At 60.0% G+C, this 14373-nt stretch carries 12 protein-coding genes; 8 read left to right on the top strand and 4 right to left on the bottom strand.

The window, feature by feature from the left end; genetic code table 11:
* Nucleotides 1-80: 80 nt before the first annotated feature.
* On the bottom strand, nt 81-908 hold the full coding sequence (locus tag H926_RS0121110) for an oxacillin-hydrolyzing class D beta-lactamase OXA-2 (RefSeq protein WP_001007673.1): 828 nt from the start codon (nt 906-908) through the stop codon (nt 81-83).
* A 157-nt stretch (nt 909-1065) separates the two neighbouring features.
* Between H926_RS0121110 and intI1 the strand changes: the two genes are divergently transcribed.
* The 6 genes from intI1 to H926_RS31980 all read left to right on the top strand — a co-directional run bounded on the left by intI1 (nt 1066) and on the right by H926_RS31980 (nt 12011).
* Nucleotides 1066-2079, top strand: a complete 1014-nt coding sequence (intI1, locus tag H926_RS0121105; protein ID WP_000845048.1) for a class 1 integron integrase IntI1 — start codon at nt 1066-1068, stop codon at nt 2077-2079.
* 301 nt (nt 2080-2380) lie between these two features.
* The gene (locus tag H926_RS0121100; RefSeq protein ID WP_007015734.1) at nt 2381-5350 is read left to right on the top strand and encodes a Tn3 family transposase; all 2970 of its coding nucleotides are present in this window, start codon (nt 2381-2383) and stop codon (nt 5348-5350) included.
* 156 nt (nt 5351-5506) lie between these two features.
* On the top strand, nt 5507-6517 hold the full coding sequence (locus H926_RS0121095) for a site-specific integrase (protein ID WP_022678024.1): 1011 nt from the start codon (nt 5507-5509) through the stop codon (nt 6515-6517).
* A gap of 395 nt (nt 6518-6912) precedes the next feature.
* Nucleotides 6913-8943 (top strand): ATP-dependent endonuclease, encoded by a 2031-nt coding sequence (locus H926_RS29600; protein ID WP_022678023.1) that lies wholly within the window; start codon nt 6913-6915, stop codon nt 8941-8943.
* Between the two features lie 5 nt (nt 8944-8948).
* Entirely contained in the window at nt 8949-10943 is a 1995-nt protein-coding gene (locus H926_RS0121085) for a UvrD-helicase domain-containing protein (RefSeq protein WP_022678022.1), read from the top strand.
* A 213-nt stretch (nt 10944-11156) separates the two neighbouring features.
* On the top strand, nt 11157-12011 hold the full coding sequence (locus H926_RS31980) for a lytic transglycosylase domain-containing protein (RefSeq protein WP_237741134.1): 855 nt from the start codon (nt 11157-11159) through the stop codon (nt 12009-12011).
* On the opposite strand, the gene H926_RS0121075 is transcribed toward H926_RS31980, so the two are convergent.
* The 3 genes from H926_RS0121075 to H926_RS0121065 form a co-directional block, all read right to left on the bottom strand.
* The gene (locus H926_RS0121075) at nt 11991-12266 is read right to left on the bottom strand and encodes a hypothetical protein (RefSeq protein ID WP_022678020.1); all 276 of its coding nucleotides are present in this window, start codon (nt 12264-12266) and stop codon (nt 11991-11993) included. The genes H926_RS31980 and H926_RS0121075 overlap by 21 nt on opposite strands.
* A gap of 147 nt (nt 12267-12413) precedes the next feature.
* On the bottom strand, nt 12414-12908 hold the full coding sequence (locus tag H926_RS0121070) for a hypothetical protein (RefSeq protein WP_022678019.1): 495 nt from the start codon (nt 12906-12908) through the stop codon (nt 12414-12416).
* 45 nt (nt 12909-12953) lie between these two features.
* Nucleotides 12954-13328: a hypothetical protein gene (locus H926_RS0121065; RefSeq protein ID WP_022678018.1), complete on the bottom strand. Its 375-nt coding sequence runs from the start codon at nt 13326-13328 to the stop codon at nt 12954-12956.
* Between the two features lie 422 nt (nt 13329-13750).
* Between H926_RS0121065 and H926_RS0121060 the strand changes: the two genes are divergently transcribed.
* Together H926_RS0121060 and traL are read left to right on the top strand one after the other, a co-directional pair.
* On the top strand, nt 13751-14002 hold the full coding sequence (locus tag H926_RS0121060; protein ID WP_231729329.1) for a hypothetical protein: 252 nt from the start codon (nt 13751-13753) through the stop codon (nt 14000-14002).
* 86 nt (nt 14003-14088) lie between these two features.
* Nucleotides 14089-14373, top strand: coding sequence for a type IV conjugative transfer system protein TraL (gene traL / locus H926_RS0121055; protein ID WP_022678016.1), 285 nt, complete (start codon nt 14089-14091; stop codon nt 14371-14373).

Here is a 14373-nt window from a genome sequence, read left to right as displayed (position 1 = left end):
AAAAAAACAGTCTTGTTGCTGGCCGAAATTTGTGCGCACAGCAAAGCATCTAACGTTGAAGTAACCGGCGCTGCGCGGTTTTATCGCGCAGCGTCCGAGTTGACTGCCGGGTTGGGCGGTAACGCTTCAATAGAGCGAAGGATTGCCCGCACGATTGCCTCCCTCTTGAAAAGATCATCCATTCTGTTTGGCGTATCAATATTCAGTGCGAAGAATACGGAGCCAGTCGGCCACTCAACCCATCCTACCCACCAACCCATACGGCCTTCCCAGCCCGTCTTTGCACGCAGTATCCAGTTGCGACCGGCTTCCACAATCATGAGATCCTTGACCAAGCGCTGATGTTCTACCCGAAAGGGCAGCTCGTTACGATAGAGCTTCCTGAGAAATGCAATTTGCTCCTGCGCCGAGATTGCAAGGCTGCCTTCTATCCAGTAATCGCCATTACTTGTCGAAGGATCGGCGTTGCCATAGTCGATTTTCTTCAAATAGCGCCGAGCTTTGTCATCACCAATTTCCTTTGCAAATAGCTCATACACCCAAACAGTAGAATTCCGCATTGCTGATCGCAAATCTTGGTCTTGATTGTGGCCTGCAAAGCCCCTGTTAACGCCGTCCCATCGAAAAATCTGGAACTCATCACGAACAGCGCCTGCATCAAGTGCAAAAAGTGTATGAGGTATCTTGAATGTCGATGCAGGCGAGTAGCGTTTCTTCGATCGCACAGGATCAAAAACCAACATGGCACGATCCGCTTGGCGTTCGTCTGCCACAACTATCGTGCCTTTGGCTTGAAATTCGCTGAAAAACTTCCTCCAGTCAGAACGTTCTAGCGTGCCTTCTTGCGCATGCGCGAAAGTGGCAAGAGAAAAAATGGAGAAAAGTATCGCGAAGATTCGGATTGCCATTAACTTTTCCTTAATGCCCAACTTTGTTTTAGGGCGACTGCCCTGCTGCGTAACATCGTTGCTGCTCCATAACATCAAACATCGACCCACGGCGTAACGCGCTTGCTGCTTGGATGCCCGAGGCATAGACTGTACAAAAAAACAGTCATAACAAGCCATGAAAACCGCCACTGCGCCGTTACCACCGCTGCGTTCGGTCAAGGTTCTGGACCAGTTGCGTGAGCGCATACGCTACTTGCATTACAGCTTACGAACCGAACAGGCTTATGTCCACTGGGTTCGTGCCTTCATCCGTTTCCACGGTGTGCGTCACCCGGCAACCTTGGGCAGCAGCGAAGTCGAGGCATTTCTGTCCTGGCTGGCGAACGAGCGCAAGGTTTCGGTCTCCACGCATCGTCAGGCATTGGCGGCCTTGCTGTTCTTCTACGGCAAGGTGCTGTGCACGGATCTGCCCTGGCTTCAGGAGATCGGAAGACCTCGGCCGTCGCGGCGCTTGCCGGTGGTGCTGACCCCGGATGAAGTGGTTCGCATCCTCGGTTTTCTGGAAGGCGAGCATCGTTTGTTCGCCCAGCTTCTGTATGGAACGGGCATGCGGATCAGTGAGGGTTTGCAACTGCGGGTCAAGGATCTGGATTTCGATCACGGCACGATCATCGTGCGGGAGGGCAAGGGCTCCAAGGATCGGGCCTTGATGTTACCCGAGAGCTTGGCACCCAGCCTGCGCGAGCAGCTGTCGCGTGCACGGGCATGGTGGCTGAAGGACCAGGCCGAGGGCCGCAGCGGCGTTGCGCTTCCCGACGCCCTTGAGCGGAAGTATCCGCGCGCCGGGCATTCCTGGCCGTGGTTCTGGGTTTTTGCGCAGCACACGCATTCGACCGATCCACGGAGCGGTGTCGTGCGTCGCCATCACATGTATGACCAGACCTTTCAGCGCGCCTTCAAACGTGCCGTAGAACAAGCAGGCATCACGAAGCCCGCCACACCGCACACCCTCCGCCACTCGTTCGCGACGGCCTTGCTCCGCAGCGGTTACGACATTCGAACCGTGCAGGATCTGCTCGGCCATTCCGACGTCTCTACGACGATGATTTACACGCATGTGCTGAAAGTTGGCGGTGCCGGAGTGCGCTCACCGCTTGATGCGCTGCCGCCCCTCACTAGTGAGAGGTAGGGCAGCGCAAGTCAATCCTGGCGGATTCACTACCCCTGCGCGAAGGCCATCGGTGCCGCATCGAACGGCCGGTTGCGGAAAGTCCTCCCTGCGTCCGCTGATGGCCGGCAGCAGCCCGTCGTTGCCTGATGGATCCAACCCCTCCGCTGCTATAGTGCAGTCGGCTTCTGACGTTCAGTGCAGCCGTCTTCTGAAAACGACAGGGCGACCGCTTCACCCCGCCCATAGCCGTCCACATACTATGTCTCTTTACTCATGGCTGTCCATAGGCGCAGTTGACCTTTTGTGGACGGGAATCGGCATGACGAAGCGCAAGCATCAACTCCTGACCGAGAGCGAGCGCAATCAGATCCTTGCCATCCCGACCGATCGCGACCACTTGGCTCGGCTCTACACCTTCGAGCCTGCGGACATCGAGATCATCGGCGCGCGACGGGAACGACGGAACCAGTTGGGCGTCGCGCTGCAACTCGCGCTCTTGCGCCACCCGGGCATCACACTGGCGCAGTTGATACAGAACAGGGGAGCGATGCCCCATGATCTCGCCGCCTTCGTCGCAGAACAGCTTGGCCTGCGCGTCACGGATCTGGCTGACTATGCGGCGAGGGACCAGACCATGACGGACCATGCTCGCGAGCTAGCCGCGCGCTTGGGACTGCGAGGGCCGACGCGTGCCGATATTCCGTTCATGATCGAAGCGGCCACGAAAACGGCATGGGCGACCGACAAGGGGATGACGATAGCGACCGGTGTTGTCACCGCCCTTCGTGAGGCCCGGATTCTGCTGCCGTCCATCTCCACCATCGAGCGTGCCAGCAGCGCGGGGCGCGCGCGTGCCCGCAAGCAAGCCGCCTATGCCCTGATCGACGATCTCAGCGCTGAACAGGTCCACGCCCTCGACCAGCTCTTTGACGACGCCGGGGGCATGAGCCAGCTCGCTTCGCTCAAGACCATTCCCATCGCGGCAAGGCCCGATCATATCCGCCAGATTCTCGACCGCCTGCGGCAAGTGCGGAAGATCGGCATCTCCCCGGACGTGGCTGGCCGCATCCACGCGGACCGCTTCCGGCAATATGTCCGGGAAGGCCGTGCATCGCCTGCCTATATGATCGAGCGATACGTTCCCTCCCGGCGGCGCGCCACGCTGGTTGCCTTCCTGCTCGATCTTGAAGAGCAGCTGACCGACAGCGCTCTGGAGATGGCGGACAAGCTGATCGGCAGCATCTTCACCCGCGCGAAGAATGCCCAGGCGCGTAGCTATGCCGCCACATCGAAGAACGTGGCGCGGCTGATGCTGATCTTTCGCAGAACGATCGATGCGCTGACCGATGCGGTCGATACTGGCGAAGATCCAATTGAGGTCCTGGACGCATCGGTCGGGTGGAACACCCTGATGAAGGCGAGGCCGGAAGTGGCGAGCATCGCGGAAACCGCCAACCTCGATCCGCTGACGGTCGCGGCCGACCGCTATGCGACGTTACGCAAGTTCGCCCCCGACCTGCTTGAGACGCTCCAGTTCAGGGCCGGAAAGGGCAGTGCGAAAACGATCGCTGCCATCGAAATGCTGCGCGACCTCAACAGGTCGGGCAAACGCGATCTTCCTACCGACGCTCCGATGCCCTTCCGTAAAGAATGGCGAAAAATCGTCGTTGGCGATAACGGCAAGATCAACCGGCGGCTCTGGGAAATCGCAACGATCGCGCATCTGCGCAACAAGTTGCGTTCGGGGGATGTCTGGGTGGAGCGATCGGCGGGATACCGCCAGTTCGACAGCTACCTGCTCAGCGAACCGAAGGCGAAGCCAATCGTGTCGGCTCTTGGTCTGCCACCCACAGCCAGCGAATGGCTCGAACAACGGGGCCGCGAACTGGACTGGCGACTGAAGAAATTTGCCCAGCGCCTGAAGCGCGACGCTCTGGAGGGTGTGCGGTTCCGCGACGGCCGCCTCCAGATATCCCCGGTTCGCACGATCGCGATGCCCGATGCCGAAGCGCTGGCTGACCGGCTCGATGCGATGATGCCCCGCATCCGCATCACCGAGCTGCTGCATGAAGTGGCGCAGGAAACCGGCTTTCTTGCTGCATTCACGAACCTGCGCACCGGCGAAGCGTGCCCCAACGAAAACGCGCTGCTCGCCACCATCCTTGCGGATGCCACCAATCTCGGCCTGTCGCGCATGGCTGCCGCGAGCCAGGGCGTGACGCGCGACCAGCTCCTGTGGACCCATGACGCCTATATCCGCGACGACAGCTACTGCGCGGCGCTGGCCGTGCTCATCAACGCGCATCACCGCCTGCCATTCTCGCGCGTATGGGGCGACGGCACAACGTCCAGTTCCGATGGCCAGTTCTTCAGGGGCGCGAAGCGCGGTGCATCGGGCGGCGATATCAACGCCCGCTATGGCGTCGATCATGGCTTCAGCTTCTACACTCATGTTTCCGACCAGCGTGCGCCTTACCACGTCAACGTGATCTCTGCCGCGACGCATGAGGCACCCTATGTTCTCGACGGCCTCACCAGCCACGGCACCGATCTGAAAATCGTCGAGCATTACACCGACACTGGCGGGGCGACCGATCATGTCTTCGCCCTGTGCGCGATGCTGGGATTTCGCTTCTGCCCGCGCCTGCGCGACTTTCCAGACCGGCGCCTCGCGCCGATCGCGCCGGTTAAGGCCTATCCGGCCATCGCCCCGCTAATGGGCAAGCGTATCCGCACCGACATCATCGCTGAACAATGGGATGACGTGCTGCGCCTCGTCGGCTCGATCAAGGCCGGCCATGTCGCGCCATCGGTCATGCTGCGAAAGCTCGCCGCGTACGAACGGCAGAACCAACTCGACGTCGCGCTACAGGAAATCGGCAAGATCGAGCGAACCCTGTTCATGCTGGACTGGCTGGAAAATCCCGATCTGCGCCAGCGATGCCATGCTGGTCTCAACAACAGCGAACAACGCCATGCCCTGACGCAGGCAATCTACACCTTCCGCCAAGGCCGGATCATCGACCGCAGCCATGAGGCGCAACAATATCGGGCATCCGGCCTCAATCTAGTCATCGCCGCGATCGTCTACTGGAACACGATCTACATGGATGCTGCCGCCCAGCATCTACGATCAACCTCGGTCGCGGTGCCTGATTATCTGCTCGCCCATACGTCCCCCGTGGGTTGGGAGCATATTGCCTTCTCCGGCGATTTCCTCTGGGATCGCGCAGCCGCTTCCGCTGGCCGCAAGGCCCTCAATCTCCCGCCGGATAGCCGCGTCGCATAAGCGTTCGCTGATTGTTCGCCCTTAGCGTTGTTTAGCGTACCATCCACGCTATGCCCTCTATATAGAGTACCTCAAATCCGCATCGCCGCCGCCGCCTTCTCAAGGGCAGAATGCAGGAGAAACCAGCGGAGCGACCGAGCATAGAGGAGAAACGGTTTGGCTGACGGCAACGGGATCATCGCCGAGGCACTGAGCGGTGAGGCACTTGTCCCGCTCGGACAGACCATCCCGCCGCAACTCGCCGCCGAAATCGAGGCTGCACGCTCCTACAGAGCGCGTTCCAAGGCCGCGAACACAGTTCGTGCCTATGACAGCGACTGGCGCCAGTTCGAAGAATGGTGCTGGACGCGCGATCTTGATCCTATGCCTGCTATGCCAGAGGCAGTGGCCACATACCTTGCCTCGCTGGCACAGGCGGGGAGGGCGGACAGCACCATCGGGCGGCACCTTGCTGCTATCGCATGGCATCACCGGCAGGCGGGGCATGTGGCGCCGCAGCACCGTGATCCCCGAGATGTCATCGCCGATACGCTTGCGGGCATTCGGCGCGAGCAGCGCGCTCGACCGACGCGCAAAAAGAGCGCCATTCTGGCGGCCGATCTGGCGCGGATGATTACAGCTGCAGAAGGATCGAGCCCGCGGGCGATCCGTGACCGTGCGGTGATGGCGTTAGGCCTCGCAGCGGCGCTTCGGCGTTCAGAGCTGGTCGCCCTGCAGCTCGCCGATCTCGAACTCGTGCGCGAAGGGCTCAAGTTGACGATCCGTCACTCGAAGACCGATCAGGAGGGGGAAGGGCAGATCATCGCCGTGCCTTCGGGAAAGATTCTCAGACCCGGTCTCCGCCTCAACGAATGGCTCAGCGTAAGGGGAGGGGAGGCGGGTCCTCTTTTCTACCGGACCGATGCGCAAGGCGTGATGACGAAGAAGCCGATGTCCGATCGCTCGGTCGCGCGGTTGATCCAGCGTTACGCTGGGAAGGTTGGGCTCGATCCTGTGGCGGTTGGCGCGCATTCGCTGCGATCAGGGTTCCTGACCGAGGCGGCGAAGGCTGGGGCCTCATTGCCAAAGATGCAGGAGGTCTCGCGACAGAAAAAGGTCGAGGTACTCCTCGGGTATGTTCGCGATGCCGCATTGTTTGAGAACCACGCGGGCGAGAGCTTTCTGTAATCGGGCACGCCCGAATTCGGAGGCGGTGGAAGTCCTGGCGAGGGCCTAAGATGGTTGGAAATGCCAAAAGGTGTGACGAAGCAGATTAGCCTGGCGCCCCGCGGGAAGGGTGGCCTTTTGCGGGAACGTACGGCCTAACTCTGAATGAATGCCAGCGTATAGAGACTGACGTTGGGCCGCTTGCGTCCCGGCAGCTTTGGGTCGGCGATGTCGAGGATCGAACAGCTTGGGTTCCGTCTTTGCCGAAGTGGCCTTTCCCGGATGTGTTGATCACGCGCACCCCTATCGACTGCGTTGTAGAGCAACGCCCACAGGTACCGAAAGCGTTCTCACATCAGAGAAGCTATTTTTAGCGGAGTAATTGCCTGCTAATCTAATTTCCGAAGGGAGCTCGCGTGTATATTGCTGAAATCAAGATCGAAAACTTCCGGCTGTTTGGATCGGGAGAGCACGCTTTCCGTCTTCCACTCAATCCCGGGCTGACCGCGCTCGTCGGCGAGAATGACGCAGGCAAGACGGCCATCATAGATGCCCTGCGTCTTGTACTCGGTACGCGAGACCAGGATATTCTACGTGTCGATCTGGTTGATTTCCACCAGAGCGCGCCGGGCGTTGAGCGCGCCGACGAGATTGTTATCCGCCTTACGTTCCGCGGCCTCACGGTTGCCGACCGGGCTGCTTTTGCCGAGTTTCTCACCTACGAGACGGTCGGCGGAAAGGTTGAAACCGCGCTGATCGTCACCTGGGTAGCCAAGCGCAATGCGAAGGAAGGCAGCTCACGGCGAGTGCTTCCGCCCGAATGGCGCACCGGTGCCAAGGGCGACGGTCCGACGCTGGATTTGGGCGCCCGGTCGCTTTTGACTGCGACGTATTTGCGACCGTTACGCGATGCAGAGCGTGCGATGAGGGCCGGGCGGGGATCACGACTGTCACAGATACTTCAGCACACCGCCGAGATTCGGAACACCGGCGTGGGCTTCGACCGCAACGCCCTCGCTCCGGTTGAGCCCAAAAATCTGAGTGTGCTCGGGCTCGGCGACTATGCCACATACCTCTTCGGCGAAAACGAAGGCATCAAGCAGACGCGCAAGCGGCTCAATGAGGAATACCTTGCGCCCTTGTCCTTTGCAGATGATCTGCTTTTGGCACGCATCGGCGTTGCTGAAGCACAGGAGGACAATCTCAGGTTACGGCAGGTTCTAGAAAAGCTCGAGCTAGTCCTCAGTGCGTCAACTGATGAGGATTGTGCACACAGCCGCGGCCTCGGGTCGAACAATTTGCTCTTCATGGCCTGCGAGCTGCTACTGCTCGCGGCCGAAAGCGACGGCTTTCCGCTGCTGCTGATCGAGGAGCCCGAGGCCCACCTCCATCCACAGCGTCAGCTGCGTCTCATGTCGTTCTTGCTGGCACAGGCAAGTAAGCCTCGCGCCGATGGCCAGAAAATTCAGATCATCGTCACGACACACAGTCCGAACCTGGCTTCCGACCTGCAACTCGATAATCTGGCGCTGATCGAAGGTGGGCGGGCGTTCCCGTTGTGCCGCGGCAAGACCCAACTCAGTGTTTCAGATTACCGATTTCTCGAGCGCTTTCTTGATGTCACCAAGGCGAACTTGTTCTTCGCGCGCGCAGTGATGATCGTCGAAGGCGATGCCGAGACTATCCTCATGCCGGTCGTCGCTAAGCTGCTTGGTCGGGATTTTCACGAATTTGGGGTGTCCCTTGTCAATGTCGGCGGTGTCGGGTTAGGGCGCTATGCGCGGATCTTCCTACGCCAGGACCCTGAAACAGACGGCGAGATCGGCATCCCCGTCGCGTGCGTCACCGACATGGACGTGATGCCAGACGTTGCGCCATGGATCGTCGGTAAGCTCGAACCAGGCGACCAGGTGCCCGCAAGACCTCCCTCGCGTCGGCAATGGCGGATAAAGGCAGACTTTCCCGGAGGGCAGCTTGCGCAGCGCCGTGCCGAACGTCGCGCCAGAGCTTCTGGCCAGCGGGTCGAGACTTTCGTTTCCGACGAATGGACGCTAGAATATGACCTCGCCTTTTTCGGGCTTGGCAAGCAAATCTACCGCGCCGCTACGCTCGCGCTGAAAGACGATGCCCTCGCCGCCGGCAGCGCAGTAGAGGCCGAAGTGCTTGCAGGGGCCGATGCGGCTTATCAGGCGTTGGTTGATACCGGTCTTGATCCGGAGATGCTTGCCTCGCACGTCTATGCGCTGTTTGAGGCTGAGGGGGCTTCGAAGGCGATCGCCGCCCAGTATCTCGCGGACTTGCTAGAGAAGGAGGTGGAAGCCGGAACGATCACCGCTTTGCGGCAGCTACTGCCACCCTATATCGTCGCGGCAATCGCGCACGTGACCGCGCCCTTCCCGGTGCCCGAGCCGAACGGCGCTGCGGTGCCGGCCCAGGCGACAGCCTGAAGCTGATGTTCGACGATCTGATCCGGGAGCAGGACGTCGTCTGGGCGGCCGAGCTCATGGGACTGGGGCCGAACGGCTTCGCGCCGGTAGGTGATGACGACAGTCGGCTCCGGGCAATGCTCAATCTCGACACAATCGATTTCGAGGCCTGTCCCGGAAGCGGCAAGACCACGTTGCTAGTTGCCAAGCTTGCCGTATTGGCTACGCGCTGGCCGTACCGGCAGCAAGGCATCTGCGTACTCTCTCATACCAATGCGGCTCGCAACGAGATCGGTGCCAAGCTCGGCAATTCGGCTGCTGGTATCTCGTTGACCCGCTATCCGCATTTCGTGGGCACGATACACGCGTTCGTGAACGAGTATCTGGCGCTACCATGGCTGCGCTCGAAGGGTGTCGAAGTACGGTGCATCGATACGCAAATTGCGCTCGCTAAGCGCTGGGGGTTGCTGCCTAGAAACACTCGTTGGGCGCTCCAAAAGGCCCGACTGAGCGAAGGGTGCCTGATCTATACTCAGCCCGACTATACGGGCGGCATCACCGGCAAGTTCGGGCCGCAGACGCAGACCTACCAAGCACTGATGGATGCGCGCCGCACGGGTAGCGAACAAGGCTATTTCTGCTTCGACGAGATGTTCGTCTGGGCGAACGAATTGCTCGACCAGCGGCCCGAAGTTGCAGCGGACCTCCGCAGGCGCTTCCCGTTGGTGTTCGTCGACGAGGCGCAGGATAATAGCGAGGAGCAGTCCGCGCTTCTACACCGTGTCTTCTGCGCGGGCGACAGGCCATCGCGTCGGCAACGCTTTGGGGATTCGAACCAAGCAATTTACTCGCGTGCCGGTGCCGAGGGCGCTGCGACTGATCCCTTTCCCGGCGCCTCCGTGCAAGCGCTGCCTCGCAGCTATCGGTTTGCGCAGTCTCTGGCCGACGAAGTGAAGGGCCTCGGAGTGGCGCCCCAAGACTTAATTGGTGTGGGGCCGCCACCAGACCATGGCGTTGCGCACCAAGCGCCTACGCTGTTCTTATTCGATGACGCCAGCGTGCAGTCGGTGCTGCCGAGTTATGGCGCGCACCTCGTAGCAACCTTCAATACGGATGTCCTAGAACGCGGCGTGTTCACTGCGGTAGCGGGCGTGCATGATCTCGACGAGAGTGGCCGGGTGCCGCACGCTATGGGCCACTACGCCCCCGACTATGATCCGGCCTGCTCGCGAAAGGAAGCGGCGCCAGCCTGCTTCGCGCAATACATGGCACGCGCGCGGTTCGAGATGGCGGGTAGCGGCAACAGCGACAAGCTCGTCAATGCGACCGCATCGGCGCTGCTCGCAGCAAGCGAACTTGTTGGTGGGACGCACGGGAGGATGGCACGCAAGTCGCCGCACCGCCGCGTAATCGATCTCCTCGCCGACACTGAGGCGTATCCCACTTATCTCTCCCTGATCGAGACTGTGCTTGAATGCCGTGGCGAGATTGCTGAGGCGGCTTGGACAGCGGCACTACTTTCGCAAGCCGAAGCAATCGTCCGGCAGCTGAGCGGCGCCGCGGCGCTTGACGATGCGACTGCATTCCTCGCTTGGCCACAGGGCGGAGCAGCTCTCCAAGCCGGAGCCGTACCAATCGCGTCTAACGACAATCTATTCGCTTACCCCAAGGACGCCCCGCAGGTCCGGATTCGACTGGGATCGATTCATTCGGTCAAGGGCGAGACCCATACTGCGACACTCGTACTCGACAGCTTCTACTTCGCGCACCACCTGAGCGAACTCAAACCGTGGCTCCTAGGTGCGAAAGTTGGCGGTTCTCGGTTAAATAGCCGCGGCAATGTAGTCCGCGAGGGGGCGCGAATGCTCGGCCGGCTGCGTCTGCATTATGTCGCGATGACCCGCCCGACACATCTGCTGTGCTTGGGGATGCGTAAGGATGCCTTTGACGCTGAAGAGCTCGACATTCTCATCGGGCGTGGTTGGACGGTCATCGATTGCTGTGCGCTCGCGCAGACCTGAACGACCGGTCTGGATCTACGCTAACGTAGGCTAGGCAGCGAATAACATGAGTATGGTTTGCCTAGCCCACTTCGAGAGGCACGTAGAGGAACATTGAGAATTGAGCACTACCCTGCGTTGCCCAATCGCCGAAATTTACGCCACGCTTGCACTAGCGCAGTAGACCAGATAACTTTGTACTGCGGTTCCCAAGCCATGCCGAAAGGTGTGGTCATGAAATTTTACTTCAGCGCAGCGCTTGTCGCGCTCAGCTCCCAAGCGGCAGGCCAAGAGGCCAAGCTTGAAGACTTCTCGAGCAGCACACCCTCCGAATTCTCACTCCTGATGCCCGGAGTGGCTGTCAAAAGCCCGACCGCGCAGTGGGAGGCGAAGCAGGTCGTTCCCGAGAGTGAAGCGACTGCCTTTACGCGGGAGGCGATCACCCCTGCCGGCCCAGCGACCCCTTTGTTCTACATCCCGTCCTGGATGAGACGCGGAAGCTCTGCCGTCATTCCCGTGCCGGTTAATGCATCGAGCCTCGGACCAGATCCTGATTGCCTCTCTGGAGGCTATTTCCCGCGCTTTGACCTGTCCGATTTGGCCCAATCGCGCCGCCGTCTCTATTTCCGTCACCTCGCTGCAGCCGCTTGCGAGGCCGGCGTTCCTGTGCGGCTGTTTGACGCGCTCGTTGCTCATGAAAGCCGCTACCAGCCCTTTGCGCGCAGTCCTGCCGGGGCGATGGGGATGGCACAGCTGATGCCGGGGACCGCAAGCTATCTTGGCGTTTCAGATCCTTGGGACCCTGTCGAAAACCTCCGCGGGGGAGCGCGTTACCTGCGTGAGCAGCTCGATCGCTATGGCTCGTGGCATCTTGCTTTGGCTGCGTATAATGCCGGTCCGGGCAATGTCGACAAGCATGGCGGAGTTCCACCCTTTGCTGAAACGCGCAGCTATGTCCGCACCATACTTGCGTCGCTCAGCGGAAGCACTGCCGGGCCAGTCTCGCTTGCCCGACGAGGGGCGGACAACCCCTTCAGGTCGGTCAGCCTTCTCGCGTTCGCCGGAGGGTCAGATGTCCCAGAAAACTGAAAAACCTATGCAAGAGGCATAGTAGAGGCTGATAGCCAGAATCACCGGTGTGCCGGTGAGATAGTTGGCTTGCCAGCGCAGCCAGAGCTTCGGGAGCAACAGAGCTTTGTCGAGCGTGCTTGTGCGCGCGGGAGCCCATCGGCCAGTTCGCCAGTCATTCAGAGTCACGATTGTCGAAAGTGCGGCGCAGATCAGCGCCATGATGCCGACCGCGATATAGAGCGATGTCCAGGCAATGAGCGCTTCTTGCTTCACCGGCAGACTGTCCCTCGTCCTGGAGGCGATTGCTCCGCAACGCGAGCTTGGCGGCGAACATATGCCAAGCTGCGTGTTCATATCATCAATGGATCAGCGGCGCTTCTACTAAGCGTGCGTGCTTGGCTGACGCTGCAATTCGCTTGCTCAGCCGAATGAGCGGTCAAACAGCGCAGGGTCGTGCCGCCGTGCCTCCAGCGCTGTATGGTGCCTGGCTATAGCGCTCGAGGTGCGCTGCGCGATGCCGTGGCAAAGGGCTTCGCGGATCGGCTCAAAAGTCCCATCGCACGCGGCCATCTCTTCGCTGAGCTGGAGCGCCAGGGCAATGGCAAGTTGGGCAGAGGTTTCGCAGCACGGGTCTTCATAGGATTCCGGGCTGACAAAGCAGTGAACGGCGATCGCTGCTCTGACGGGATCGATGCCGAGCCTTTCGTTGATCCGGTTAAACTCGGCTGTCGACACACTGCCATCAGCGATGCGCTCGAACAGACCGCTGCGGTGGCTGCTCTTGATGATCCCCTCATCGACGAGCCTACGAAGACTGATCCCCTGCCGGTTCATCTGGTACTTGATCAAATCGGCGTACTCAGCTTGCAGCTTATGACAGCTCTTGCGCTCGTTTGGGTTCGCCCCCTGACCCATCCTTGTCTCCGTAAATTCTCCCTATGCAACTGCATGATGTGAATTCTAAAATGCGGCTTTGGCAAGAGAAATTTGGCGCAGACTGATGGCGAGGGCGCAGAAGATCACCGTCTCGCGCACGCCGCACTGGTCGCCTGTGACCTCTCCAAGGCGGGCTTTGAGGGTGTCAAATTCGGCATTCAGAGCGCCGCTTAATCTGAGATAGATCCTAACCCGCCCATCGCAGGGCCTGTGCCGGTTGAATGCGGCAAGCAATTCCTGATTGGAAAGGTCTGGAGCGCGGATCACATCTGTGATCACATCTCTAAGGCGCTGAAACTTCGACCGTTCTATTGTCAGCCATTTGATGGCGTCCGCAATGATCACAAAAGCATCCCGACTCACCAGCAGTTCGTGGACGACCTCTTTTCCGCTGGCCATTGCGTTTCCTCCCGCCATTGTTCGCTACTGATCGGGGCCCCTTGGCGTCGGTTCCTTATCGCCTCCCCGAGCAGCTGCAACGATTCGGACCGGTGGTATGAAAAACAGACCCACGTGGTCAGGGATTCAGGACCAGGGTGGCGTGTTGGTGATACCACGTGGTCCTGAATCCATGACCACGTGGTCCTAAAAATCGAGCCACCCGGTATCAAAAATCGGACCACCTGGCATCAAAAACAGTGATTCGCGGACTTCTCCGACTTCGCTCTACACAACAGTGATTGAGAAAGCCTTTCGGCTGCGGCCCCTTTGGTGACGACGCACCGCGTCATTTGGTCAACCAGAAGGGGAAGACAATGAAGGTCCATGATCTCAAGCAGGCAGGGGGGACGTTCGCCGTCACCCTTGCTGTCGCCGCCGCCATGAGCGTCTTCGGTATCGAAGCTGCCATGGCCGGCACGGACGCCACGTTCAATACGGCGCTCACGCGGTTCACCGGCTTCCTTCAGGGGTCGGGCGGACGGATCATCACGGTGCTTTCGCTCGCCGGCGGCATCGTTGCCATGGCCAGCGGGCGTTTCTCGCTCGGCCAGGTCGCGATCCCCGTCGGCGTCGGCGTGGGTGCTGGCACCGGCGTGCCGATCGTCACTTCCACGGTCACAGCGACGATCTGAGCGAAAGCACAGGTCATCGCGAACGGGGGGCGCTGCTCCATTACCGGCATGGGAATGGCAGCAAACCTTTCTGGCGGAGACGATCTTTGGACAAGTATTCTATTCCAAAGCATCTCGACGATCCCGAACTGATCGGGTTCTGGTCGCTTGATGAATTCCTCGTGCTGGTGATCCCGTTCACCTGGGGAATTCTGGCGCAGCATGTTGTCATAGGCCTGCTTCTGGCCGTTGCTGCATGGCTTGGGTACCGCAAACTCAAAGCTGGGCGCTCGATGTATTGGATCCTGCATTTTGCCTATTGGCATTTGCCGGGTGAATTCTTCGGTCTGAAGGTCGCTCCGCCTTCCCACTTGCGTGTGATGGCGGGCTGA

Source organism: Novosphingobium sp. B-7 (assembly GCF_000410615.1).
GTDB lineage: Bacteria > Pseudomonadota > Alphaproteobacteria > Sphingomonadales > Sphingomonadaceae > Novosphingobium > Novosphingobium capsulatum.
This window is presented reverse-complemented; position numbering and strand designations above follow the sequence as displayed.

Bases quoted from the DNA above. Each gene is read 5' to 3' on its own strand.
- H926_RS0121110 (WP_001007673.1), bottom strand. From the start codon at position 908: ATGGCAATCCGAATCTTCGCGATACTTTTCTCCATTTTTTCTCTTGCC.
- H926_RS0121065 (WP_022678018.1), bottom strand. From the start codon at position 13,328: ATGGCCAGCGGAAAAGAGGTCGTCCACGAACTGCTGGTGAGTCGGGAT.
- intI1 (WP_000845048.1), top strand. From the start codon at position 1,066: ATGAAAACCGCCACTGCGCCGTTACCACCGCTGCGTTCGGTCAAGGTT.
- H926_RS0121085 (WP_022678022.1), top strand. From the start codon at position 8,949: ATGTTCGACGATCTGATCCGGGAGCAGGACGTCGTCTGGGCGGCCGAG.
- H926_RS0121060 (WP_231729329.1), top strand. From the start codon at position 13,751: ATGAGCGTCTTCGGTATCGAAGCTGCCATGGCCGGCACGGACGCCACG.
- H926_RS0121100 (WP_007015734.1), top strand. From the start codon at position 2,381: ATGACGAAGCGCAAGCATCAACTCCTGACCGAGAGCGAGCGCAATCAG.
- H926_RS31980 (WP_237741134.1), top strand. From the start codon at position 11,157: ATGAAATTTTACTTCAGCGCAGCGCTTGTCGCGCTCAGCTCCCAAGCG.
- H926_RS0121070 (WP_022678019.1), bottom strand. From the start codon at position 12,908: ATGGGTCAGGGGGCGAACCCAAACGAGCGCAAGAGCTGTCATAAGCTG.